We start from the raw sequence: 25469 nt of genomic DNA, 5'->3' as shown, positions 1-25469 counted from the left end.
ATAAGTTTATACGAATGAGGTGATTGGAATGAAAGAAATAATTGCGGCTGCTTTAGTCTTAATGATGCTACTTTGTCTTGCTGTTGAAGCAGTGGTATATGTTTTTGTAAAAAATCCATCATCTGGTCAAAAATTAACATATGCTTTGTTTGATAAGATTTACTGTTTCTGTTTATTCTTGATATGTATGTTAGTGGTTTTGTTGTCAGTGGTGCATGGATCATAAAAATAAAAATGGACGAGAATTTTAAAATTCCCGTCCATTTTTTTAGTAGTTAGTTAAATACCATTCCACCATCAATTAATAGTGATTGACCTGTCATATAATCAGAATCAGGGCCTGCAAGGTATGAAACACATCCTGCGACATCTTCTGGTTTTGACAAACGTTTCAAAGCAATATCTTTTGCAAATTGTTGCATTCCCCATTCAAATGGTTTTCCAGCATTATCTGCAACTTTTTGAGCAATATCATTCATCATTGGTGTAATAACAATTCCTGGACAATAAGCATTAACTGTAATACCAAAATCAGCAAGTTCACGTGCAGTCGTTTCAGTAATTCCACGAATTGCAAACTTGGTTGAGCCATATACTGTTAAGTTTGGATTACCGGTCATTCCAGCCTGTGAAGAAGCATTGATAATTTTACCACTGTGGCCTAATTCTCTAAATTTCTTTGCGGCAGCTTGAATTCCCCAAATAGTTCCACCCACATTAATTTTTTCAGTTTTTTCTAAAATTTCTGGGGTTACTTCATCAATTGGAGTTGTTGGAGCAACTCCAGCATTATTAACCATTACATTAAAATCACCAAAATGTTTGGCAGCTTTATCAACTGCGGCAAAAACAGCATCACGATCTGCTACATCAGCTGCAATAGCAATGGCATCTCCATGGTCATTTTGAATTTCTTTAGCAATTTTTTCAACTTTTGCTTCTGTTCTACCAACTAAAGCAACCGCAAATCCATCTTTGTGTAATCGTTTAGCAATTGCAGCACCAATTCCTTGTCCTGCTCCTGTAACTAAAGCAACTTTTTTCATAATTATTCACTCCTAATATATTTTATACAATAATATTCTATCATCTTTTGTGAATAAGTAAACAATGATGAAAAATTTTTTAAAATATTTAAAAACCTTTGTAATCAACTATATTAATGGACGTTATAAGTAATTTATATAAAATAAAACTTATATATCCCGTTAATTGTGATTTTAATTACTATCTCAATATGATTATTCAACATTTAATTTATCACGTACAACCTTTGTTGTTATAATTAAGGTAGACATTATTTTTGGAGGTTTATACATGGAGATTTTAGAAGCAGTCTTGATTCTGCTGGGGTTAGTTTTAGTTTCCAATGTAACGAGTCATTACATCACTGCTATTCCAGTGAGTTTGCTACAAGTTGCATTTGGAGTTATTGTAGCCCTCATATTTAATTTTAAAATTGAACTCGACACCACGTGGTTCATGCTGTTATTTGTAGCACCGTTGCTATTTAATGATGGACGGGAATTTCCGAAGAAAGAACTATGGAAATTACGAGGACCAATTTTTGAAAACGCCATTTTATTAGTTTTCTTAACCACTATTTTAGGGGGATTCTTTGTAAATTGGTTAGTGCCAACCATGCCATTAGGAGTTAGTTTTGCTTTAGTAGCCATCCTTTCCCCTACTGATCCGGTTGCCGTGCAATCAATTTCTAAACGAGTTAATTTACCCAAGAACATCTTACATTTGGTTAGTGGTGAAAGTTTAATCAATGATGCCAGTGGTTTGATTGCCTTTAAATACGCAATTGCTGCTGTGGTAACTGGTTACTTTTCTATTTCCAAAGCAGCTGGCGACTTTGTCTATATGGCTGTCGTTGGTTTGCTAATCGGAATTGTCTTAATGGGACTTTTAATTTGGCTTAGAAATTGGCTTCACAGTATCGATTTTAACGATGCAATTTTCAGTGTGGTTCTTCAAATTTTAACTCCATTTGTAATTTACGTATTCGCCGAAGATTTTCTCCATGCTTCTGGTGTAATTGCGGTTGTAACTGCCGGAATTTTGGAACATGTTTCTGAAAAGAAAGTTCGTGGACAAACTCCAGAAATCACTTTGTTAACCAATCGTACTTGGGACATCATCATTTACTGTTTAAACGGGGTGGTGTTCTTAATCCTTGGAATCGAATTACCAGTAGCAATGCATGCAGTCATCAAGAGTAACACTTACGGAACTCTTGAATCATTTGGTTATGCGTTTGCCATCTGGTTTATGATTTTGGTCATCCGAGTTGTCTGGATCATCGGATATCAATCATTTTCATACTACGTCACGAAAAAAGAAAAGAAGAAACCTAAATTTTCAGTTGCCCTATTGGCCGGATTGTCAGGGGTTCGTGGTGCCATTACCATGGCTGGTGTGCTTTCAGTGCCTGCTTTAATTGATGGTGGTAAAGTTTTCCCTGATCGTTCATTGATGCTCTTTATTGCCGCATCAGTAATCGTTATCAGTTTATTAGCTGCCACAATTACTCTACCATTAATTGCTCCTGGACAAGGTACTTTGGAAACGCGTGCTTCATTAATCGATGAAGAAGAAAACGAAGATAATGACGATGACGCTCCAGGATATGTAACTTACGACGTAGCTCGTTTGTACATGATGAATTCTGCCATTGCTAACTTGGAAAATAACAAAACTGAAGATACCCAACGAGCCGTTTTTGATATCATTATGGACTACGAAGCTAATATTCGAAAACTCCAACATCGTCTTCATAATCGAACTGAGTTTACTAAAACCATGAATGAAATGATGGCTTTACGTCGCGTGGCTTTAAACGGAATGCGTGATTCGGTTAATGATTTATACGAAAAAGGTTTGATTGGAAAAGATGCTTATTGGATTAAGAGCCGCCAGTTAAATCGACAAGAATATCAATTAGCTCAGGCTAATGGTGATCGTCAAACTCACCGTACCATGCCACATTTGAGTATCTTTGCTCGAATTGTTCGAGCTTTCAAGATTTGGCAATGGAATGAATCTGAAAGTGATAACACCAAAGCTGATTTACGTTTAATCCAAAAAGTTGGCTCACAAAATGCCATTAATGCCATCAAGAAATTCTTGAATAGCAAAGACATTGACGAAAAAGATTTCTCAGCTCAGACTGTCCATTTCTTAATTGTGTACTATGAACGTCAAATTCAAGAAGCTCAATCATTTGGTGATACTGAAGCTGAAGAGCAAGAATACGAACGCCAATTAGTGACTTTAAAAATGCAAGCTCTTGAAGCAGAACGAAAAGCGATTGACTTGTTACTTGAAAATGATCACATTGGTCCTAATATGGGACTTAAATTACGGCAAAATATTAACTACGAAGAAACTATTTGTCTTAATGATTACAAACATGAAAATGACTAAAATAAAAGAACTCACTTTATGTGGGTTCTTTTTTGTGCTTAATTATTAAAATGTAACTCCTGATTCAAGAGCAATATTAGAATAAGGAGTTGTTTCCCCAGTTCTAATGTTAATTTTAGTCTTAGGATTACTTAAATTCTTTTTTAATTCTTCATGCGGAATGTAAACAATATCGACATCATCATCTAATAAATCTTTAATTGCTTTTAATTGTTCTGGATTTTGAGTTTTAATTTCTTCAGCAAGATATACTCTTTGAACTTGATCTTCAGTTAAAACATTTTTCAAAACATCAATAAATTTAGGTAGTCCTTTGGTAATCGCAACATCAACGCGACGATCATCATTAGGAATTGGCATTCCTGCATCATTAATAGTTAGCATGTCAAAATGGCCTAATGTGGCAATCCCGGCAGAAATTTTACTATTTAGCACTTGTGTTTTCTTCATTTTCAAAAGCCTCCGACAAAGTAATTTTGATAATATTTCTACACGTTTAGAATACCACTTTTATCGATTTTTGTAAGCGATTACATCTTGAGACTTTCCGCTTCAAAATTAGTGTCATTTCCCCTTAAAATTAAGTGATTAATGGTTTCAATTGCCATAACTAATTCATTCTGTTCATTAGGATTAAGGTGTTTCATCATCGTTTTAATTTGTTGATCTGAGGCAACGTTTAATTTTTTTACGACTTCTAGCCCTAATTTAGTTAGTTGTAAAATTTTAGCGCGTTTGTCTGTTTCTGAATCTTGTTTAGTTAGATACCCTAATTTTTCTAATTTTTTTAAAACCCGACTGACATAACTCTTATCCAGCTCTAAATTAACCGAGATTTGGATTAGCGTTGGTGTACTCAAATTTGATAATTCTAATAAAATTCTGGCTTCTGCCCAACTAATATCACTATCAAAAACATGTTTTTTTAGTAATCCAAGTTGTTGGGTATAGGCACGATTAAATTGACGAATCATTTTTATAGTTGCTTCATTCATAGAAATCAATTCCTTTTTTCTGTATTATACCAGGTTAGTTGCTTTCATCCACTATCTGTCGGGGTGCTTTTCTGTTACAATTTTACTAACATTTTAACCCTTATACAATTATTGCAGGAGAGCTAATATGATTAAAATTGAACATTTACATAAAGAATATGAAGATAAAGTTGCCTTATCCGATTTAAATTTAGAAATTCCAAGTGGAAAGATTTTTGGATTTCTGGGACATAATGGGGCTGGTAAATCAACAACACTGAAAAGTCTTACTAGTGTGATTACCCCTACTTCAGGCACTATTACCGTTGATGGTTTAGCTTTAGACAAAAACCGAATGAAAATTAAACAAAAGATTGGATATGTACCTGATACTCCTGATCTATTTTTACTTTTATCAGCCTATGAATATTGGAATTTAATTGCTTCGCTTTATGGCTTTAAACTCGATAACGTTCAAAATCGACTAACTGAATTAGTCAATCTCTTTGAACTTACGGACAATATGGATACATTAATCCAGGATATGTCACATGGAATGAGAGAAAAAACAATTATTATTGGAACATTATTAGTTAATCCAGATATTTGGATTTTAGATGAACCAATTCAGGGACTTGATCCCCAAGCTGCATATGACTTAAAGCAATTAATGAAAAACCATGTTGAAAAAGGTAAAACCGTTATTTTTTCAACTCATGTTTTAGATACAGCCCAACAACTCTGTGATGAAATTGCAATTCTATCCCATGGTGAATTAATTTATAACGGTTCCGTAGCTTCTTTACTGGCAGAAAATCCAAATGAATCTTTAGAAACTATTTACCTCAAGATGGTCGGACGAAAAGATAACAATGTTGAAATCGACAAATTAACTGGTGAAACTAATGATGAATAATAAAATTATCCAACTGATAAAAATTAATTTACTTTATTCAACACCACAAGAAGCACAACGCCAACGCAGAAAAGGCAAAAATTTAAATCAAATTACCCGTTCAACCTTATTTGGTTATTTAATTGCTGGAATAATTTTTATTGGGCTTTTTGGTTTTTCAATGTTATCTGTTGATATGGCAAAAAAACCAGGACTGTTTACCCATTATGTTGCGTTATTCAGTTTATTATTAATTTCCCAATTACTAACTACCATTAATAACGTCTTTTTAGAAAGTAAAGATTTACAAAACTATCTATCTTTACCAATAAAAATAAAAGACGTTATTTTATCAAAGTTATTTACGGTGATACTTTCGGTAACACCTTTCACTATCCCCATGATTGCAGTTCTATTAGTAACTGGAATTAAGTCGAATTATAGCATCTTAATTTCAATTGGATTATCTCTTTTAGTCTTTATCCTATATTTTATTAGTATTTTTGTCTTATCTACGATTTTAATTTTGGTGATTACTCAATCAAAACTATATAAAAAATTCAGTAAAATTGGATCAATGTTACTATTAGGGCTTTCAAGTATTGGAATTATTAGTGGTTGTATCTATATGGGATTATCATCTTCAGATTCAGTTACTAAAGATTCAAGCATCATAAGCGTTTTGTATCCTTTATTCAAACTAATTACTGACTCATTTAATCAATATGGATTAATGGTATTACTTAGTTTAATTGCTATTAGTTTGTTAGGAACGTGGTTTTTGATTCGATTTGTTAATCAACATGTCTTAACTCTATCTGTTAATACAGCTCGTAAACAAAAGAAACGTAGAACAAAACAACATTCATTAATTAGATCGCTTATTAGATACAATTTAGGCCTATTAAATCAACCTGCTTTTATTACTCAGGTAATTATGAATACCATTTTGATTCCATTTATTTTCTTAATTAGTTTTACAGCTGGAAGTCGGATTTTATTACACACTTTATCTGGTAATTATTTTGCTGTGTTCTTTATTGTTGGAATTGCTTTTTCATTTATGACCTTAACTCCCTCAACTCTATCGGGAAATATTATTTCACTTGATGGACCCAATTATGAGTTTTTTCATAGTCTCCCAATTAGTCTTAAATCCTATTTAAAAATCAAATTTATTTTAACTGCTACATTACAACTCGTGGCAATGACATTAGCTGTGTTAATTTTCATCTGTTTCTCTGGCTTACATTTAACCTTATCAATCGGTTTATTGCTAGGCGTTTTATTAAGTCAATTAGTTGGGTGCATGTTCTACTTTAAACGCGACATCCGTTTACTAAATTTAAATTGGACCGAAGCAACCCAATTATTAAATCGTGGAACCGGTAATTGGGGCGTGATGATTGTTTCTTTTGGTAGCCTATTTTTTGGTGGTTTGTTAATTGCATTAACGGCATTTTTAACATATTTAGCACCAATCATTACTAACACTGTTATTATTATTGTTTCTATAATTTCATTATTCATAATTTACAAATTTTATCAGATTACTTTTTGGAATAAATATCAAAATCAATAAAAAAAGTCTCAGAAAATTTTCTGGGACTTTTTTCGTATTTATATCAAAAATAATGATTGATGGGTACCTAATCTAGTTAACGTTAAAATAACTCTATTATTATCAATCCGATAAATCATAAGCCAATTAGATTGTAAATGCAGTTCATTAAAACCATTCCAATTGCCAACTAGACTGTGATTTTTCATTCGTTGTAATACCAATTGATTGTCATTTACTATTGCATCAATAGCAGTTTCAATTCGTTCGACGGGATAATGTTTTTTATGATATTTTTTATATTCTCGTTTAAATTGAGTAGTATATTCAATCTTCATTTAGCTCTTTCATTAATTCCTTAATTGAATTAACCGAGTGCAAATTATGACCAGTCAAGGCATCATTTCTAGCTTGAATACTTTCTGGACTTTCTAATGTTACTGTAAACGGAATTGATTGATCTCTGACAGATTGTTTTAAAAACATATTGATAGCACCTGACATATCAATTCCTAAATTTTTAAATAATTTTGTAGCTTTATCTTTTGTTTCTTTATCTACTCTAACTTGAATTCTTGATTGATTTTCCATTTATACTCACTCCTTTCTTATATAATATCACAATGTGGGTATATTGTGATACATTTGTCCCGCCACTAATATATACGTAAAAAGCAAATTTTTCGTATGAAATAATTCATTGCGTTATACTAATACTGAATTATATAAGGTGGTGCTTTATGGAACTGAAATTAGAAAGAATTTATACCAAACCTGCCGATATGAATGGATACCGTTTATTGGTCGACAGACTTTGGCCGCGGGGAATTTCAAAAGTTAACGCGGCATTAGATGATTGGGACAAGGATATTGCTCCGTCAACGGAACTGCGGGAATGGTTTAATCATATTCCTGAACGTTTTCCTGAATTCAAAGCGCGTTATTTGGCTGAATTAGCGCTAAATCCTGCTACACCTAAGCTAATTAATGTAATTGCTAATCAGTTAAAAACACAGAACGTCATTCTTTTATATGGTGCTAAAGATACGGAACACAATCAAGCCATTGTAATTTATTATTATTTATTAAAACAACCAGCTATTAAAGCTGCATTAAATTAGGGGGATTTATTATGCAAAAAGTTAAAATTGGAAAATCAGATGTTATCACCGGACCATTAGGTTTAGGAACTAATGCCGTTGGTGGTCATAATCTCTTTCCTAATCTAAAAAACGAAACTGGAATTGAAATTGTCAAAACGGCGTTAGATTCTGGAATTACGTTATTAGATACTGCATTTGCCTATGGTATGGGTGAATCCGAAAAATTAATTGGTGAAGCTATTAAAGGTTATGATCGATCAAAGATCCAAATTGCCACTAAAGGTTGCCAAAAAGTTGAAGCAGATGGTAATGTCGTAATTGATGATTCACCAGAATTCTTACGTGCTAGTGTTGAAGCATCATTAAAACGCCTTCAAACTGACTATCTCGATATTTTTTACATTCATTTTCCTGATGGTAAGACTCCTTTAAACGAATCAGTTGCTGCTTTAAATGAATTAAAAAAAGAAGGCAAAATTCGTGCCATCGGTGTTTCTAACATGTCAATGGACCAACTCAAACAAGCTAATTTAGATAATTTAGTTGATGTAGATGAAGAAAAGTATAATTTACTTGACCGCGACGCTGAAAAAGAACGTTTTGCTTATCTTAAAGCTCACGAAATTTCATTTGTTCCATTCTTCCCACTTGCTTCTGGATTGTTGACTGGAAAATACACTAAAGCAACTACTTTCCCTGCTGACGATATCCGTCATGATGATCCTGATTTCCAAGGAACTAAATTTGCAGCCATTATGGATAAGATTGATGTAATTCGTCCGATTGCTGATAAATACGATGCTACCGTTGCTCAAGTAGTCCTTGCTTGGTACATCAAAAATCCCAATATTTCAGTAGTGATTCCTGGTGCCAAACATCCGGAGCAAGTAAAAAGCAATGTAAAAGCGTTAGATATTCATTTAACTGATGCATAATATGAATTAATTGATAAAACATTTTAATTTCAAGCCACTCATAAGGAGTGGTTTTTGTTTACCATTGAAACAGCTGGTATAATAGGATTCATTACTAAGAAACGGAGATTTTTAATACATGTTTGAAATTCAAGGATACATTCAAAAATGGCGCGGAATTATGGCTAAATTAGCTAAATACAAATACTTTATGTATATTCCCATGATTGCCATTATCTTTTTAACTGCTGCAACCGTTGTTTACATTGGTGGTGGACGTAACTTTATGATGATGATTTTTGGAATTCTATTTGGATTATTAGCATCAATCTGGTTAGTTTTCACTTTCATCTATCAGGATGCTAAAAAAATCATGGCGCTGTTAAATCTCAATGACTTATCATCATTTGGAAACATGCCACAATTTGGTAATGCTGCTAAAATGCCTGGTGCTTTAAAACACGTGGCTAAAGCTAATTTAATTTTTGGTTTATTTGTTTTGATTTTATTAGTTTTTGCTGTGATTAGTTTACTTCATAGCAGCCTATTTACAATCGTTATTTTTCTATGTGCTGTCGTTGGTGGACTTTTCATTACTCTTTCCTTAGTTGCCAAAGCTGCGGAAAAATTAAGTAATAAACTTCCATTTTAACCATCAAAAAAAGAACTTCCAATTGGAAGTTCTTTTTATATACATATTTTTAAGCTTGTGATCCATGATCAACTAACTTAGCCCAAACATCACCCACAACTTGAATGATAAGAACAAGGATAACCACTAAGATAGTAGCAACTAAGGTTGTATCATTAGCAAAACGGTTATATCCGTATGAAATAGCCATGTTACCTAAACCACCAGCACCGATGGCACCAGCCATTGCAGTTAATCCTACCAAACTAATTAAAGTAACAGTTGAAACTCTGATTAATTCTGGGAAAGCTTCACTAAGATAGACACCTGAGATAATATCCCAGTTAGTTGATCCAAGTGATTGAGCTGATTCAATGGTTCCTTTGTTAACACTTTGTAAGGCAACTTGTACCTGACGAGCGTAGAAAGGAAATACACCCACTGACAAAGGAACTAACGCAGCTGTAGTACCAATTTGCGTACCAACGATATGTTGCGTTACAGGAGCAATGAAGGCCAATAAGATAATGAATGGTACAGCACGGAATAATGAAACAATTTTATCAACAATGTTGAAAATTACCTTATTTGGTAAAATTCCATCGTTATCAAATAATACTAAGGCAATTCCGAAAATTAATCCGGCAATTCCACCAAAAATAGCTGACCAAAATGTCATATATAAAGTTTGGACAATTGAAGTCCACCAACCAGTTTCTCCATACCAGCCTTGTTGGACTACGTTAGGGAAATTTGTAATAAACCATTGTTGCATTATTCTTCACCTCTCAATTCACTAACTTCAATATCTAAACTTTGTAGATATTCGATTGCTTGTTTCCGGTTTGCATCTTCACCATTTAAATCAACAATCATGATACCAACTGCTTCATTTCGGAATTTTTCAATGTCAGCATAAACGATACTTGCTGAGATTTGGAATTTTGAATAAAGTTCAATGATAATTGGTTTTGAAATTTCTTGTGAGAAGTAAACCAACTTAGCAAGATGACGGTTTTTCGTATCAATATTTAATGACTTCAAGATTGAAAGTGCATCAAAATCTGATCCAACAATCTTACGAGTAGTTGGGTTAGTTGATTTAACAAATACATCAACTAAACTACCAAGATCAACCACTTTACCACTATCCATAATAACTACTTGATCACAGATTCGTTTAATCGCATCCATTTCATGAGTAATTAAAATTACAGTCAAACCACGTTTTTGATTTAAATCTCTTAATAAGTCTAAAATTTGGTTTGTGTTTTCTGGATCAAGGGCTGAAGTAGCTTCATCAGAAATCAAAATTTTAGGATCATTGGCTAAGGCACGCGCAATTGCAACCCGTTGTTGTTGACCACCAGATAATTGACCTGGATAATGTTTTCCATAATCTGCCAAACCAACGTCTTTTAATAAACTTTGGGCTTTAGCAGTAACTTCTTTTTCTTTTAATCCAGCGTGTTTCAATGCAAATTCCACGTTTTGTTGGACTGTTTTTTGTGATAATAAATTATAGTGTTGGAAAATCATTCCAATTTTACGACGTTCAGTTCTAAGTTTCTTGTCGTCAATTTCTTGAACTTTTCCATCAGTTTTCTTGAAGAATGTTTCTCCAAAAACATCAACTTCACCTGAAGTTGGTTTTTGTAATAAGTTAACGGTACGTACTAAAGTTGATTTACCGGCACCAGAATATCCTGCAATTCCAAAGATTTGACCTTCTGGAATCCCAAAAGATACATCTGAAACAGCCTTAATAATTTTTTTATCTTGGGTAAAATCGACCGATACGTCTTTAAATTCAACAATGTTATCTGCCATTATTTTCTCCTTAGTTGTTTTCAAATAAATTTAATTTTGCGATTCTTGCGACCGCTTCTTGAAGTCTTGCTGGACTCGTTAATAAACCAATCCGTACAAATTTGTCCCCTTCTTTACCAAATCCAAGTCCTGGAGCTACGGCAACAGCAGCTTTGTCGAGTAACAAGTCAGCAAAACTTTCTGAAGTATAACCCTTAGGGACTGGCATCCAAGAATAGAATGATCCTTTAGCAGGAGAAGCTTGCCAACCAATTTTGGCTGCGGCTCCTTCAAATGCATCACGTCGTTCTGTGTATAAGTCATTTAACTTAGTTACAGATTCTTGTGATTCACTCAACGTTGCAATGGCGGCTTCTTGAATAGCCGGAAAGACACTTACGAATAAATGTGCTTGAATCAAGTTAATTGCTTTAATCATATCTGGATTACCGATGGCAAAACCGAGACGCCATCCGGCCATGTTATACGTCTTAGACATCGTATAAACTTCAATCCCAACTTCTTTAGCACCTGGAGTTTGTAAGAAACTAAGTGGTTTATTATGGTAACCTAGGGCACCATAAGCAAAGTCATGGACGATACCAACTTGATTTTCTTTAGCAAACTTAACCGTGTCGGCAAAAAATTCTGACGTAGCAATCGCACCCGTAGGATTGTTAGGATAATTAAGATATAACAATTTTGCAGCCTGTTTAACTTCATTACTAATCGTACCATAATCGGGCAAAAAGTTATTATCTTTAGTAAGTGGAATTAAATCTAATTTAACTTTAGCTAGTTCAACACCAGATAAATAATCAGGATATCCAGGATCTGGTAATAGCATGGTGTCGCCAGGATTTAAAATAGCTAATGGTAATTCAACCAACCCAGTCTTTGAGCCACCAAGAATGGCAACTTCCGTTTCTGGATCTAAATCAACGTTATATTCACGTTTGTAAAAGTCAGCGACCGCTTGTTTTAACGCTGGAAGACCATTAAATGGTGAATATTTGTGATTTTGCGGATCTGCAACGGCTTTTTGCATTGCTTTGACAATGTTGTCAGGAGTTGGTTGATCTGGATTACCTTGTCCTAAATTAATTACATCTGCACCAGTAGCAACTTTTGCATTAACCTTTTTTACCAACGTTGCGAAAAATTGTTTTGGTAACGATTGGAGAATTTGCGATTCTGGAAATTCCATCTTACTTACCCCTTTTTACTTATTTTCAATACTTTCAATGAAAGCTTTTTGATCAAAGTTTCCTGAGAATTCAGCCAAATGAACTAAATTACGAAGAAAATCATGAGTGGTTGCTTCATAGTTATATTTCTTACCTAAATCGTAGATGTATCCATTGATATAATCAACTTCAGTTGGACGATGTTTAGATAAATCTTGATACATTGATGGGAAATGAAGTTGACTAGTCTTGCTGCTGACATACTTGATAGTTTGCCATTCTTCTTCACGGGTACTCAATAAATTGATATTAGCTCGTTCGCAGACATCATAAGCTTCATTGATTAGTTGCTTACTAAGTTTTTCCGCAGTAGGTGCTTGAATAAATTCACCCATTGGAATTTGAAACATAGTACATAAAGTATTGATAACAGAGTTGAAAATTACCTTAGCCATCAAAGTTCCTAAGAAATTAGTCGTTAGAGTTGGATTTAGATAAGCTGCATCTAATTCCTTAACTAACTGTTTCGTAGTTGCATCAGGAGTTTCATTTTGGTTAGCTAAGTTCATTGAACCAGCACCATGAGCTCCGATAAAATCAACGTCACCAGGTTTATTTAACACAGTTCCAATTAAAGCAGTTGCTCCAATCACTTTTGATTTATCAAAATATTGATTAATCTTTTCAATGTGGCCCATTCCATTCATAGGAGTAAGGACATATTGTTTATCATTGAAGAAATGTGCAGATGCTTTTAGCAAATTAGCCAATCTCATCTGTTTTGTATCAATAATTAAGACATCTGCATCGCCATGATATTCTTCTGGTTTAAAGATGTTAATTGGAACTAGATGACGATTTTGACCATCTCTTGAGATATAGACTCCACCTTGTTGCTTAATTGCATCAACTTGAGGATCCCAATCATCTACGAAGTCAACTTGATTACCGGCTTCTTGTAATAAAACTCCGAAACGAATTCCCATGGCTCCGGCGCCAACAACTGTATACTTCATGTCAATCGACCTTTCTATTTGAAAACTTAGTTAAATTTGTGATTCCATGCTGGAACTTCAGTTTTACCGTATTCTTTTTCAATTACATCAGCGGTCTTCTTAGTTTGGTAAGCTTTAACAACTTTCTTGTAAGTAGCATTGTCTTTTTGATCTTTGTTAGCTGCGATAAAGTTAATCCAAGGTTTTGAATCTTTGTTAAGTGGTTCAGTAAAGATAGCCTTGTTGTTTGGTAATTTAGCAGTTGCAGCGTAATTACCGTTAACAACTGAAGCATCAACACTGTTTAATAATCTTGGAGTTTGTGAAGCATCAACTTCTTGAATCTTTAAGTTCTTACTGTTTTTAGTAATATCATTTACACCAAGAAGTCCATCTTTGTGTTTCAATTCAATCAAGCCGGCATTCTTCAAAAGAACTAAAGCACGACTTTCGTTAGTAGCATCATTAGGAATAGCAATTGAAGCACCATCTGGAAGATCTTTAACATTTTTGTATGAATCTGAGAAAAGTCTGATTGGGGTAATTACAGTGTTACCGATTGAAGTAATATCAGTATGATGTTTTTGGTTCCAATCTTTTAAGAATGCATAATGTTGGAAAGCATTAAGATCAACTGAGTGTTGTGATAACGCTGTGTTAGGTTGAGTGTAATCTGTAAAGTGAACAAATTTTAATTTAATATCGTATTTGTCTTTGGCTGTTTCAGCAACTGATTTCCAAACTGCATCATCAGCTTTAGATCCACTCATAATACCAACCTTAACAACTTTTTGTCCTGAGGTACTTGAATCTTTAGGTCCAAAGCTTAACCAACCGATTCCAACAATCGCAACTACTGCAATAATACTAATGATCCATTTAACTGATTTTTTCATGATATATTCCACCTTAATTTAATAATTTTTATTTTAATAAACAAAAAAAGCATCCATCCTATAAAAAGGACGAATGCTTTCGTGGTACCACCTTAGTTCACAGAAATCATTGCTGAAATCTGCCTCAGAAATTTCTCCAACGACGCGTCTCAATTGGAAAAACTTTGCTAAGATATCGGTAGCAACCCCGCCACTAGCTAATTATTAATAACTCACCAGTGATTGATTTCAAGCCCATCTTCTTTATTTTCCCCTCATCTCTTCACACCAACCAGAGACTCTCTTAGAAGTTTCAATAAATACTCAGCTCTACAATTTGTTTATTTGATTGTTTATATCTTAAATGTAAATTTGAAATATGTCAATAAAAATGTTTAACTTTTTTTAATTTTATTATTAAACAACAAAAAAGACCTTAGCTAAATGCTAAAGTCTTTTTTCTTTGCGTGGCAACGTCCTATCCTCGCAGGGGGCGATCCCCCAACTACTTTTGGCGTGCTGAAGCTTAACTTCTGTGTTCGGCATGGGAACAGGTGTATCCTTCAGGCTATCGCCACCACACTATTTTTTTGAAAGAACTTCGTTCTCTCAAAACTAGACAATATTATTTTCTTCCGATATTTTCCATTGTATCTATAATATAAATACTTGGTTAAGTCCTCGACCGATTAGTATTAGTCCGCTTCACGTATCACTACGCTTCCACTTCTAACCTATCTACCTGATCATCTTTCAGGGGTCTTACTTCCATAAAGGAATGGGAAATCTCATCTTGAGGCGAGTTTCACACTTAGATGCTTTCAGCGTTTATCTCATCCATACATAGCTACTCAGCAATGCGCCTGGCGGCGCAACTGATACACCAGCGGTATGTCCATCCCGGTCCTCTCGTACTAGGGACAGCTCCTCTCAAATTTCCTGCGCCCGCGACGGATAGGGACCGAACTGTCTCACGACGTTCTGAACCCAGCTCGCGTACCGCTTTAATGGGCGAACAGCCCAACCCTTGGGACCAACTACAGCCCCAGGATGCGATGAGCCGACATCGAGGTGCCAAACCTCCCCGTCGATGTGAACTCTTGGGGGAGATAAGCCTGTTATCCCCAGGGTAGCTTTTATCCGTTGAGCGATGGCCCTTCCATACGGTACCACCGGATCACTAAGTCCGACTTTCGTCCCTGCTCGACCTGTATGTCTCGCAGTCAAGCTTGCTTTTGCCTTTACACTTTAGGAATGATTTCCAACCATTCTAAGCAAACCTTTGAGCGCCTCCGTTACTATTTAGGAGGCGACCGCCCCAGTCAAACTGCCAACCAGACACTGTCTCCGCGCACGATCAGTGCGCAGGGTTAGAGTGTTCACATAACAAGGGTAGTATCCCACTAACGCCTCCACCGAGACTAGCGTCCCGGCTTCTATGGCTCCTACCTATCCTGTACAAGTTATGTAAACACCCAATATCAAGCTACAGTAAAGCTCCATGGGGTCTTTCCGTCCTGTCGCGGGTAACCTGCTTCTTCACAGGTATCTTAATTTCACCGAGTCTATCGTTGAGACAGTACTCAAATCGTTACGCCTTTCGTGCGGGTCGGAACTTACCCGACAAGGAATTTCGCTACCTTAGGACCGTTATAGTTACGGCCGCCGTTTACTGGGGCTTCATTTCGGTGCTTCGCCGAAGCTAACACTTCCACTTAACCTTCCAGCACCGGGCAGGCGTCAGCCCATATACTTCATCTTACGATTTTGCATAAACCTGTGTTTTTGATAAACAGTCGTTTGAGTCTTTTCACTGCGGCTGACCTTGCGGTCAGCACCCCTTCTTCCGAAGTTACGGGGTCATTTTGCCGAGTTCCTTAACGATAGTTCTCTCGCTCACCTGAGGATACTCTCCTCGACTACCTGTGTCGGTTTGCGGTACGGGTAATTAATTACTAACTAGAAGCTTTTCTCGGCAGTGTGACGTCAGATACTTCTCTACTTAAATTTCGATCCTCATCATTGCTTGTCAACACGCTTGAAAGCATTTGACTCTCAAACTGACTTACAATTTAAACGCACATATCCAACAGTGCGCATATCTTAGCCTACTGCGTCCCTCCGTTGTTCAAACATAATTAACTAGTACAGGAATCTCAACCTGTTATCCATCGCCTACGCTTCTCAGCCTCGGCTTAGGTCCCGACTAACCCTGGGTGGACGAGCCTTCCCCAGGAAACCTTAGTCATACGGTGGATCAGATTCTCACTGATCTTTCGCTACTCATACCGGCATTCTCACTTCTAAGCGCTCCAGCAGTCCTTACGGTCTACCTTCATTGCCCTTAGAACGCTCTCCTATCACGCAACATAGTTGCGTCCGCAGTCTCGGTAATATGCTTAGCCCCGGTAAATTTTCGGCGCAGAATCACTCGACTAGTGAGCTATTACGCACTCTTTAAATGGTGGCTGCTTCTGAGCCAACATCCTAGTTGTCTATGCAACTCCACTTCCTTTTCCACTTAGCATATATTTAGGGACCTTAACTGGCGGTCTGGGCTGTTCCCCTTTCGACTATGGATCTTATCACTCATAGTCTGACTCCCGGACATAAATCAATGGTATTCGGAGTTTATCTGAACTTAGTAATCCTAGATGGACCCCTTGCTCAAACAGTGGCTCTACCTCCATGATTCTTATTCCGAGGCTAGCCCTAAAGCTATTTCGGAGAGAACCAGCTATCTCCAAGTTCGTTTGGAATTTCACCGCTACCCACACCTCATCCCAGCACTTTTCAACGTACACGGGTTCGGACCTCCGGTGCGTATTACCGCACTTTCATCCTGGACATGGGTAGATCACCTGGTTTCGGGTCTACGGCAACATACTAATACGCCCTATTAAGACTCGCTTTCGCTACGGCTCCGCTTTTTCGGCTTAACCTTGCATGCAACTGTAACTCGCCGGTTCATTCTACAAAAGGCACGCCATCATCCATTAACGGACTCTGACTGCTTGTAGGCACATGGTTGCAGGAACTATTTCACTCCCCTTCCGGGGTGCTTTTCACCTTTCCCTCACGGTACTGGTTCACTATCGGTCACTAGGTAGTATTTAGCCTTGGGAGATGGTCCTCCCAGATTCCGACGACGTTTCACGTGTGTCGCCGTACTCAGGATCCTGAACTGAGGGTATTTGATTTCGCTTACGAGGCTATCACTCTCTTTGGCTTAGCTTCCCAGCTAATTCAACTATCAAATACTTTTGTAACTCAAATGTTCAGTCCTACAACCCCGAACCACAAGGGTTCGGTTTGGGCTATTCCCCGTTCGCTCGCCGCTACTTAGGGAATCGAAATTTCTTTATATTCCTGAGGGTACTTAGATGTTTCAGTTCCCCTCGTCTGCCTTTGCATAGCTATGTATTCACTATGCAATGACCAGCCATTACACTGGTCGAGTTTCCTCATTCGGAAATCTCCGGATCAAAGCTTACGTACAGCTCCCCGAAGCTTATCGCAGTTAGTTGCGTCCTTCATCGGCTCCTAGTACCAAGGCATTCACCATGCGCCCTTATTAACTTAACCTATAATCCTACGGATTATAAATTATATTGAGTTTTAGCGATTAAAACTAATTAAAAAACTCAAAAATAACACAATGGTTATTTCTCGGTTCAATTATATAAAAATATAATTATTACAGAAAATAATATTATCTAGTTTTCAAAGAACAAAATTGATGACACTAACGTGTCAATGGAGAATGGAGGGTTTGAACCTTCGACTCCTATCTGCAAACAGACAGGCGCTTTCCCAACTAAGCTAACTCCCCAACTTTAAGAGTAGAAACTCTCAAAACTGAATAAGATTTTGATTAATGTAAGGTTCCGAATTATTCCTTAGAAAGGAGGTGATCCAGCCGCAGGTTCTCCTACGGCTACCTTGTTACGACTTCACCCTAATCATCTGTCCCACCTTAGGCGGCGGACTCCTAAAAGGTTATCCAACCGACTTTGGGTGTTACAAACTCTCATGGTGTGACGGGCGGTGTGTACAAGACCCGGGAACGTATTCACCGTGGCATGCTGATCCACGATTACTAGCGATTCCAACTTCATGCAGTCGAGTTGCAGACTGCAATCCGAACTGAGAACGACTTTAAGAGATTAGCTTGACCTCGCGGTTTCGCAACTCGTTGTATCGCCCATTGTAGCACGTGTGTAGCCCAGGACATAAGGGGCATGATGATTTGACGTCGTCCCCACCTTCCTCCGGTTTATCACCGGCAGTCTCTCTAGAGTGCCCAACTTAATGCTGGCAACTAAAGACAAGGGTTGCGCTCGTTGCGGGACTTAACCCAACATCTCACGACACGAGCTGACGACAACCATGCACCACCTGTCATTCTGTCCCCGAAGGGAACGTCTAATCTCTTAGATTGGCAGAAGATGTCAAGTCCTGGTAAGGTTCTTCGCGTAGCATCGAATTAAACCACATGCTCCACCGCTTGTGCGGGTCCCCGTCAATTCCTTTGAGTTTCAACCTTGCGGTCGTACTCCCCAGGCGGAATGCTTAATGCGTTAGCTGCGGCACTGAGAGGCGGAAACCTCCCAACACCTAGCATTCATCGTTTACGGCATGGACTACCAGGGTATCTAATCCTGTTTGCTACCCATGCTTTCGAGCCTCAGCGTCAGTTACAGACCAGATAGCCGCCTTCGCCACTGGTGTTCCTTCATATATCTACGCATTTCACCGCTACACATGAAGTTCCACTATCCTTTTCTGCACTCAAGTTTATCAGTTTCCGATGCACTTCTCCGGTTAAGCCGAAGGCTTTCACATCAGACTTAATAAACCGCCTGCGCTCCCTTTACGCCCAATAAATCCGGACAACGTTTGCCACCTACGTATTACCGCGGCTGCTGGCACGTAGTTAGCCGTGACTTTCTGGTTAGATACCGTCACACCGTGAGCAGTTACTCTCACGGCCGTTCTTCTCTAACAACAGAGTTTTACGAGCCGAAACCCTTCTTCACTCACGCGGCGTTGCTCCATCAGACTTTCGTCCATTGTGGAAGATTCCCTACTGCTGCCTCCCGTAGGAGTATGGGCCGTGTCTCAGTCCCATTGTGGCAGATTACCCTCTCAGGTCTGCTACGTATCATCGCCTTGGTGAGCTATTATCTCACCAACTAGCTAATACGCCGCGGGTCCATCCAGAAGCACTAGCACAAAGGCCAGCTTTCAAACAAGAACCATGCGGTTCTTGTTGTTATACGGTATTAGCATCTGTTTCCAGGTGTTATCCCCTTCTTCTGGGCAGGTTACCCACGTGTTACTCACCAGTTCGCCACTCAGTCGGATCTAAAATCAAATCGATGCAAGCATCTCATTTCAATTAGGCGACTTCGTTCGACTTGCATGTATTAGGCACGCCGCCAACGTTCGTCCTGAGCCAGGATCAAACTCTCATTTTAGAATGAGAACTTTACTAGCTCTTATTTATTACTTTTTCGCAAATTGACATTGCAATTGTTTAATTTCTAAACTAAGTTTAAAAATTATCCTTACACTTTATTGTAATCAAAATCTTGTTCAGTTTTCAAAGATCTACTCAAGTTCTGTCGTAACAGAACAAGAGCTATGTTACTCGGAAAGAGATGTAAAGTCAACACTTTTTTATAATTAATTTTAAAAGTTAATTTATAAATTTGTGACTTCCTCTTAACGAACGATTACTATCATATCGTGTTATAAATTCTTTGTCAACACTTTTGGTCAAAAAAAGTCAGATTTATTTTTGATCATCCTGTTTGTATAAATCAATACCTAATTCTGGATGCAAATTTAAATAGCTTTTTGTAAACTCATCAACAGTTTTTTTATCAGAAGTATCAATGCCGCTCTGATTCATCGCTTCATACAAACCACGATAAAATTTATCAAACTTAGGATTGTAAAGTGATTGAAGTTTTGTTGCATTATCATCAACCCATTGATTTAATTCTTTACCATTATTAATTACACCTTGTGCTTGTAGGTAATTAAATAATTGATGTAAAGCAAATGGAATTGTGTGATACATCTCTTCAGTTTTTTCATTTTCTTCTAATAAAAGCATGAAACGAGCAAACATAACTTCTTCTAATAAGCCATCCGTCCACTGTTCTGGTTCTCTATCTAATCCAACAATTGCAATTTCTGCAAAGCTATCAATAATTGCATCAATAGCAGTAATCTTACTTTCGTTTAGTTTTGCAACTTGTGGTTGAGCATCAATTGCATCTAACCAACTATCAATCAAATTTCCAACTTGTTGTGTTTGTTTTTCTTTATCCATTTTGCCACACTCCCCTTGATGTTATTATACTATCACTCATAAGATAGGTATAATAGAAACAAATCATATACAGAGGAGTCTTCAAGAATTGGAAAAAATTGCAATCGTGAGTGCCAAGCGTACTCCAATTGGTAAAATCAACGGTCAACTTAGTAGCCTAACTTCAGTTGACCTCGGAGTCATCTCCGCTCAAGCAACTATGGATGCTATTAACCTGGATCCTAATTTAATTGACCAAGTTATTTTTGGAAACGTAATTCAAGCTGGTGGTGGACAAAACATCGCTCGTCAAATTGAACTTCAATCAGGAATTTCTGAAACAAGTACGGCCTGCACAATTAACCAAGTTTGTGGATCTGGTATGAAAGCCATCCGCCTTGGTCAACAAGCTATCCTAACTGGTGATGCTGATATCGTCCTAGTTGGTGGTACTGAAAGCATGTCAAATGCTCCTTATTTAAACCCCAAAGTTCGTCAAGGACACAAATTTGGAGCATTCACTATGGAAGATAGTATTGAAAAAGATGGTCTTAATGACTTCCGTACTAACGCTCCCATGGGAATCACAGCCGAAAACATTGCTGACAAATTCAACATCTCTCGTGCAGATCAAGATCAATTTGCTTTTGATTCACATCGTAAAGCAGCCAAAGCTATCGAAAATGATTATTTTGCCGAAGAAATGATTCCTGTAACTATTAATGGTAGAAAATCATCAATTACAATTACCACCGATGAAACTGTTCGTCCTAATACAACTGTTGAAAAGCTTGCTAAACTTCGGACCGTTTTCAAACAAGATGGAACTGTCACAGCAGGTAACGCCGCTAGTTTAAACGATGGTGCATCTGCTATTATCCTAATGACTGAAAATAAAGCTAAGGAATTAGATTTACAACCATTAGCCATCATCGACAACTACGCTGAAGCCGGTTGTGACCCAGATATTATGGGGTACGCGCCTAAATATGCCGTTGATAAGCTTTTAAATAAAGAACACAAAACAATTAATGACTACGATTTATTCGAACTCAATGAAGCCTTTGCTTCCCAAAGCATTGCTGTTTCCCGTGACCTTAATATTCCTATGGAAAAACTAAACATTACTGGTGGAGCTGTAGCTTTAGGACATCCGCTTGGTGATTCCGGAGCTCGGATTTTAATTACCTTAATCAACAACCTCAAACGTACTAACCAAAAGTCTGGGATTGCTACCCTTTGTATCGGTGGTGGAATGGGTATGGCAATGAGCATCCATCTTAGTTAGATTGCTAAGTATTATAGTTGTAAAAGTAAGTTTTATTCTTTATAATTGATTACCGATAAAAGAATAAGTAAGGAAGTGTATTATTATGACTTGTGTTTACGTACGTAAAGCAACTGAAAAAGATTTACCAGAAATCAAGAAAATTATTGACGCCGGACGTGGTTTCTTAAAAGAACAAGGAATCAACCAATGGCAAGGTGCTTACCCAACTTCAGATGACATTAAGAAAGATATCGACAACGGTACTTCATATGTAATCGATGTAGATGGTAAAGTTGCCGGTTCTGCTACTCTTCATTTAGGTATCGATCCTGATTACCTTGAAATGGAAGAAGGAGCATGGGATAACGGTGCTGCTGCTCATTATTCAGCAATTCACCGTGTTTCTGTTTCTCACGAATACCGTGGACAAGGTCTTGCCGGTAAGTTGATTAGTGGTTTATTCACTGTATCAGCAATGCTTGGTTTCAAAGACGTTCGTATCGATACTCACCCACTAAACAAGGGTATGCAACACATCATCTTAGCAAGTGGATTTACTCGTAAAGGTACTATCCGTACTAAGATGGAAAACGATGATCGTTTCGCTTACCAAATCGAATTACACTAATAACGGGAGTTTACAATGGGGGATCAAGCAGTATTAATCAAATTAATCATTATGGCTCTTGCCGCAATCTTAGTTACCATTGCCAGTTTAGTTTGGTCATATAAAAGCCAACATACTTGGCATTCTAAACGATTTGCTGCATTAACAATTTTATTAATTTGTTTTATCGTAATACTCATTATCCTGATATAAATAAAAAGACCTTGGAAAATTTCCAAGGTCTTTTTTTATACAATTAAACGAATTAAAGCCAATGAGATAATTCCCACTGCGACAATTACTAATAAATTTTTGCTAATTATTGCTGAAATCACCGTCGGAATTGAAGCTAGCAAATTTTCGACGTTCACACTAGGAAAATGACCTAGATGTTGCACAAAAATTCCACTAAACCACAACGCTGACATAATCACAACTGGGACAAAACTAAGAAATTCAACAAATGAAATTGGTAATTCAAACTTTTTCAATAGAATAAATGGAATTACCCGAGTTAACCACGTCACAATTCCACATCCGATAATTACCAATAAAACAAACTCAAAAGAAGGCATTTTTAATTTTCACTCCTAACCAACAACCGACTAACGTGACTACCAGTAGCAATAGGCTACTTGGAATAAAGATTAATCCAATATACGTTAATCCAAGGGTTACTAAAACCATCGTTACTTGTAGTTTAAACGCCATCGTTTTATCAGCCATAATTTGAAGATAGAGTAAGCCAATAAACATCGCAATAAAAGCAAAATCAAGACCAAATTTCGTTGGATTAGGAATTAAGCTTTCAAGACTCCCCCCAACTCCCGATGCCACAATCCAAGTTAAATAAGCAATTACATTAGAAGCATTTAACCATTCAAACGAAATAATGCGATTCGTGTAATTTAATTTATTCATTGTTAGGGCAAAAGTTTCATCAGTTAAGAGAGATCCCAAAATAATGTTGCGTTTCATCGATTCTTTTTTCAAATATGGGGCAACTGTCATTCCCATTAAGAGCATCCGCGCCGATAATAAAAAGACGGCGACTAAGATTGACAAAAAGGTTCCCCCTGCTAGCAACATACTAACAATTACGAATTGAGCAGCACCAGAATAGGTGATGATTGACATCAAAATAATCATCACGACGTTTAATCCAGCGGCTTTTGCCACAATTCCAAAAGCTAATCCAACGCCAATGTATCCTGATAATGTAGGAATTGTATCTTTAATTCCTGAACGTGCTGATAAATCACCGTTCACGAGCATTCCCCTTTTCTATTTTTGATCTGCGACACTTGAATGTCTGATTCCATAGCCGAAGTAAATGATTGCCCCGACAATAAACCAAACGAAAGTTAAAATTTTCGCATCATTACTTAATTCTAAGAAGATAATAAATGATACTAAAGCTGAAACAGCCGGTAAAACTGGGTAAAGTGGCATTCTGAATTTTGGTACCGGAATGTCTTTACCTTCACGAGGACGTAAGGCATAAATTCCAAGTGATACAAACATAAATGAAATCAAGGTTCCAGCTGAAACTAAGTTAGCTAAGAACGTAAATGGCAAAATTGAACCAACTAATACCGCTGCAATTGTTACAACTAACAATGCGTTACCTGGTAAATGATGTTTGTTAACTTTACCAAGCCGTTTTGATAATAATCCATCACGGCCAAAGGCGTAAATTAAACGGGAACTGGCTAAAACGGTTCCAATCAATGAGGCAAACATTCCGACAATCGCTACAACTGCTAATAAATTAGCGGTAATCATGTGACCTGATTTACGTAAAGCCCAAGCTGATGCTTCAGCGTTATTAGCATAGTTAGTATATTTAAACATTCCAACTAAGACTAGTGACACTCCGATAAAGAGTAAACTACCAATAATCAAAGTTCCGATAATTCCGCGCGGCATGTTCTTCCCAGGATCTTTGGTTTCCGCCGTATTCGAAGCAATCACATCAAATCCACCATAAGCCACAAAGACTTGAGCGGCACCAGCTAAAATTCCGGTCATTCCCCCAAAGGCAGTGCCCGCTTTATGAGCTGGAATAAATGGGTGGAAGTTTGAATACTTAATTGAAGTAAAGCCAACTACGATAAATAAAATTACGACCGCAACTTTTAAAATCACGATGATATTTTCTAACTTGTTGACCCCTTCCATTTTCCGGCTGAGCAATAATCCCACCAAAATAATGGAAATAGCTGCGAAGATATCAAAGAATCCACCCGTTTGTGGGTTATATCCTGAACTTAACCAAGCTGGTAAATGAAAACCAAATTCACTTAAGAATCCTTGCACATAAGCTGACCAACCTGACGCTACGAAAGTAATGGCCAAGAAATATTCAGCTAGCATTAACCAACCAGCAATCCAACCAAAACCTTCTCCAAATAGTACACTGATCCAAGAAAACGCTGACCCAGCAACTGGCAACGCAGCTGAAGTTTCTGCATAAGCTAAGGCAGCTAACCCTGCCCCAATAGCACCAACAACAAAAGAAAGTGCCACAGCTGGACCAGTATGTTCAGCAGCAACAATCCCGGGTAAGGTGAAAATGGCAGTTCCAACTACCATTCCTAACCCTAATCCTAGTAAATCTTTCGTTGTCATGTGAGGCTTCAAACGTGCATCTTTTGCTTCCAAATTTTCTGGGCTTTCTTGACGCGTAATGCGTTCCCAAAGTTTTTTCATCGTGTCCTCCTCGAACTTTTAATTTCATTTATTCATTATATGATTAAATTTTTCGTAAAGATACACAATCAGATAAATACGTTATAATTGAGAAGAAAGTGGATCGATTTCACTGGATATTACGTACATATTAGAGTAAAATAAATATTATTGATAACCGAACAAATGTTCACATTTTAAAA

General features: G+C 37.1%; 23 protein-coding genes, 1 tRNA gene, 3 rRNA genes and 1 other annotated feature. Of the genes, 9 read left to right on the top strand and 18 right to left on the bottom strand.

Features of this window, described 5'->3' with window-relative positions; genetic code table 11:
- Window positions 1-28 precede the first annotated feature (28 nt).
- Window positions 29-226 carry a hypothetical protein gene (locus ACQW5G_RS04710; protein ID WP_429970317.1) on the top strand — a complete coding sequence of 66 codons (198 nt, stop codon included), beginning with the start codon at window positions 29-31 and terminating at the stop codon, window positions 224-226.
- 49 nt (window positions 227-275) lie between these two features.
- On the opposite strand, the gene ACQW5G_RS04705 is transcribed toward ACQW5G_RS04710, so the two are convergent.
- Complete coding sequence (locus ACQW5G_RS04705) at window positions 276-1049, bottom strand: (S)-acetoin forming diacetyl reductase (protein ID WP_429971883.1); 774 nt, start codon at window positions 1047-1049, stop codon at window positions 276-278.
- Window positions 1050-1317: 268 nt separating this feature from the next.
- Here ACQW5G_RS04705 and ACQW5G_RS04700 point away from each other — a divergent pair, with 268 nt between their 5' ends.
- Entirely contained in the window at window positions 1318-3432 is a 2115-nt protein-coding gene (locus tag ACQW5G_RS04700; protein WP_429970316.1) for a cation:proton antiporter, read from the top strand.
- A 45-nt stretch (window positions 3433-3477) separates the two neighbouring features.
- Here ACQW5G_RS04700 and rbsD read toward each other — a convergent pair whose 3' ends face one another.
- Both rbsD and ACQW5G_RS04690 read right to left on the bottom strand, forming a co-directional pair.
- The gene (gene rbsD, locus ACQW5G_RS04695) at window positions 3478-3882 is read right to left on the bottom strand and encodes a D-ribose pyranase (RefSeq protein WP_429970315.1); all 405 of its coding nucleotides are present in this window, start codon (window positions 3880-3882) and stop codon (window positions 3478-3480) included.
- Window positions 3883-3962: 80 nt separating this feature from the next.
- Window positions 3963-4427, bottom strand: a complete 465-nt coding sequence (locus ACQW5G_RS04690) for a MarR family winged helix-turn-helix transcriptional regulator (RefSeq protein ID WP_429970314.1) — start codon at window positions 4425-4427, stop codon at window positions 3963-3965.
- A 127-nt stretch (window positions 4428-4554) separates the two neighbouring features.
- On the opposite strand from ACQW5G_RS04690, the gene ACQW5G_RS04685 reads away from it, so the two are divergent.
- Both ACQW5G_RS04685 and ACQW5G_RS04680 read left to right on the top strand, forming a co-directional pair.
- Window positions 4555-5322: an ABC transporter ATP-binding protein gene (locus tag ACQW5G_RS04685; protein ID WP_429970313.1), complete on the top strand. Its 768-nt coding sequence runs from the start codon at window positions 4555-4557 to the stop codon at window positions 5320-5322.
- Window positions 5312-6883 carry a hypothetical protein gene (locus ACQW5G_RS04680; RefSeq protein ID WP_429970312.1) on the top strand — a complete coding sequence of 524 codons (1572 nt, stop codon included), beginning with the start codon at window positions 5312-5314 and terminating at the stop codon, window positions 6881-6883. Before ACQW5G_RS04685 ends, ACQW5G_RS04680 begins: the two co-directional genes overlap by 11 nt.
- Before the next feature lie 38 nt (window positions 6884-6921).
- Here the strand turns inward: ACQW5G_RS04680 and ACQW5G_RS04675 are convergent, their stop codons facing one another.
- On the bottom strand, window positions 6922-7200 hold the full coding sequence (locus ACQW5G_RS04675) for a type II toxin-antitoxin system YafQ family toxin (RefSeq protein ID WP_429970311.1): 279 nt from the start codon (window positions 7198-7200) through the stop codon (window positions 6922-6924).
- The gene (locus tag ACQW5G_RS04670) at window positions 7190-7453 is read right to left on the bottom strand and encodes a type II toxin-antitoxin system RelB/DinJ family antitoxin (protein WP_429970310.1); all 264 of its coding nucleotides are present in this window, start codon (window positions 7451-7453) and stop codon (window positions 7190-7192) included. The genes ACQW5G_RS04675 and ACQW5G_RS04670 overlap by 11 nt, the downstream gene beginning before the upstream one ends.
- A gap of 149 nt (window positions 7454-7602) precedes the next feature.
- Between ACQW5G_RS04670 and ACQW5G_RS04665 the strand changes: the two genes are divergently transcribed.
- The 3 genes from ACQW5G_RS04665 (at window position 7603) to ACQW5G_RS04655 (ending at window position 9531) form a co-directional block, all read left to right on the top strand.
- Entirely contained in the window at window positions 7603-7983 is a 381-nt protein-coding gene (locus ACQW5G_RS04665; RefSeq protein ID WP_429970309.1) for a DUF488 domain-containing protein, read from the top strand.
- 11 nt (window positions 7984-7994) lie between these two features.
- Window positions 7995-8900: an aldo/keto reductase gene (locus tag ACQW5G_RS04660; RefSeq protein WP_429970308.1), complete on the top strand. Its 906-nt coding sequence runs from the start codon at window positions 7995-7997 to the stop codon at window positions 8898-8900.
- A gap of 118 nt (window positions 8901-9018) precedes the next feature.
- Window positions 9019-9531, top strand: a complete 513-nt coding sequence (locus tag ACQW5G_RS04655; RefSeq protein ID WP_429970307.1) for a hypothetical protein — start codon at window positions 9019-9021, stop codon at window positions 9529-9531.
- Window positions 9532-9580: 49 nt separating this feature from the next.
- On the opposite strand, the gene ACQW5G_RS04650 is transcribed toward ACQW5G_RS04655, so the two are convergent.
- The 10 genes from ACQW5G_RS04650 to ACQW5G_RS04605 all read right to left on the bottom strand — a co-directional run bounded on the left by ACQW5G_RS04650 (window position 9581) and on the right by ACQW5G_RS04605 (window position 20719).
- Complete coding sequence (locus ACQW5G_RS04650; RefSeq protein ID WP_429970306.1) at window positions 9581-10285, bottom strand: methionine ABC transporter permease; 705 nt, start codon at window positions 10283-10285, stop codon at window positions 9581-9583.
- Window positions 10285-11340: a methionine ABC transporter ATP-binding protein gene (locus tag ACQW5G_RS04645; RefSeq protein WP_429970305.1), complete on the bottom strand. Its 1056-nt coding sequence runs from the start codon at window positions 11338-11340 to the stop codon at window positions 10285-10287. Before ACQW5G_RS04645 ends, ACQW5G_RS04650 begins: the two co-directional genes overlap by 1 nt.
- A gap of 10 nt (window positions 11341-11350) precedes the next feature.
- Window positions 11351-12526, bottom strand: coding sequence for a pyridoxal phosphate-dependent aminotransferase (locus tag ACQW5G_RS04640; protein WP_429970304.1), 1176 nt, complete (start codon window positions 12524-12526; stop codon window positions 11351-11353).
- A 15-nt stretch (window positions 12527-12541) separates the two neighbouring features.
- The gene (locus ACQW5G_RS04635) at window positions 12542-13522 is read right to left on the bottom strand and encodes a ketopantoate reductase family protein (RefSeq protein ID WP_429970303.1); all 981 of its coding nucleotides are present in this window, start codon (window positions 13520-13522) and stop codon (window positions 12542-12544) included.
- 26 nt (window positions 13523-13548) lie between these two features.
- Complete coding sequence (locus tag ACQW5G_RS04630; protein ID WP_429970302.1) at window positions 13549-14397, bottom strand: MetQ/NlpA family ABC transporter substrate-binding protein; 849 nt, start codon at window positions 14395-14397, stop codon at window positions 13549-13551.
- 62 nt (window positions 14398-14459) lie between these two features.
- Window positions 14460-14721 (bottom strand) — a binding site (T-box leader).
- Window positions 14722-14841: 120 nt separating this feature from the next.
- A 5S ribosomal RNA gene (gene rrf / locus ACQW5G_RS04625) occupies window positions 14842-14958 on the bottom strand.
- An 87-nt stretch (window positions 14959-15045) separates the two neighbouring features.
- Window positions 15046-17961: ribosomal RNA gene (locus ACQW5G_RS04620) — 23S ribosomal RNA — on the bottom strand.
- Window positions 17962-18133: 172 nt separating this feature from the next.
- Window positions 18134-18208, bottom strand: a tRNA-OTHER gene (locus tag ACQW5G_RS04615).
- Between the two features lie 71 nt (window positions 18209-18279).
- A 16S ribosomal RNA gene (locus ACQW5G_RS04610) occupies window positions 18280-19856 on the bottom strand.
- Together the 16S, 23S and 5S rRNA genes with 1 tRNA gene alongside form the textbook arrangement of a ribosomal RNA operon.
- A 317-nt stretch (window positions 19857-20173) precedes the next feature.
- Window positions 20174-20719, bottom strand: coding sequence for a hypothetical protein (locus tag ACQW5G_RS04605; RefSeq protein ID WP_429970301.1), 546 nt, complete (start codon window positions 20717-20719; stop codon window positions 20174-20176).
- 88 nt (window positions 20720-20807) lie between these two features.
- Between ACQW5G_RS04605 and ACQW5G_RS04600 the strand changes: the two genes are divergently transcribed.
- Complete coding sequence (locus tag ACQW5G_RS04600) at window positions 20808-21986, top strand: thiolase family protein (RefSeq protein ID WP_429970300.1); 1179 nt, start codon at window positions 20808-20810, stop codon at window positions 21984-21986.
- Between the two features lie 85 nt (window positions 21987-22071).
- Window positions 22072-22596, top strand: coding sequence for an N-acetyltransferase family protein (locus tag ACQW5G_RS04595; protein WP_429970299.1), 525 nt, complete (start codon window positions 22072-22074; stop codon window positions 22594-22596).
- A 227-nt stretch (window positions 22597-22823) separates the two neighbouring features.
- Here the strand turns inward: ACQW5G_RS04595 and ACQW5G_RS04590 are convergent, their stop codons facing one another.
- Genes ACQW5G_RS04590 through ACQW5G_RS04580 form a run of 3 tightly spaced genes read right to left on the bottom strand, consistent with a single transcriptional unit; the run spans window position 22824 to window position 25287 of the window.
- Complete coding sequence (locus ACQW5G_RS04590; RefSeq protein ID WP_429970298.1) at window positions 22824-23150, bottom strand: AzlD domain-containing protein; 327 nt, start codon at window positions 23148-23150, stop codon at window positions 22824-22826.
- A complete protein-coding gene (locus tag ACQW5G_RS04585; protein ID WP_429970297.1) occupies window positions 23137-23844 on the bottom strand; it encodes an AzlC family ABC transporter permease in 708 nt (235 codons plus the stop codon). Before ACQW5G_RS04585 ends, ACQW5G_RS04590 begins: the two co-directional genes overlap by 14 nt.
- 15 nt (window positions 23845-23859) lie before the next feature.
- Window positions 23860-25287, bottom strand: a complete 1428-nt coding sequence (locus tag ACQW5G_RS04580; RefSeq protein WP_429970296.1) for an APC family permease — start codon at window positions 25285-25287, stop codon at window positions 23860-23862.
- Between the last annotated feature and the right edge of the window lie 182 nt (window positions 25288-25469).

Origin of the sequence: Fructilactobacillus sp. Tb1 (genome assembly GCF_050500285.1) — a bacterium.
Taxonomy (GTDB): domain Bacteria; phylum Bacillota; class Bacilli; order Lactobacillales; family Lactobacillaceae; genus Fructilactobacillus.
This window is presented reverse-complemented; position numbering and strand designations above follow the sequence as displayed.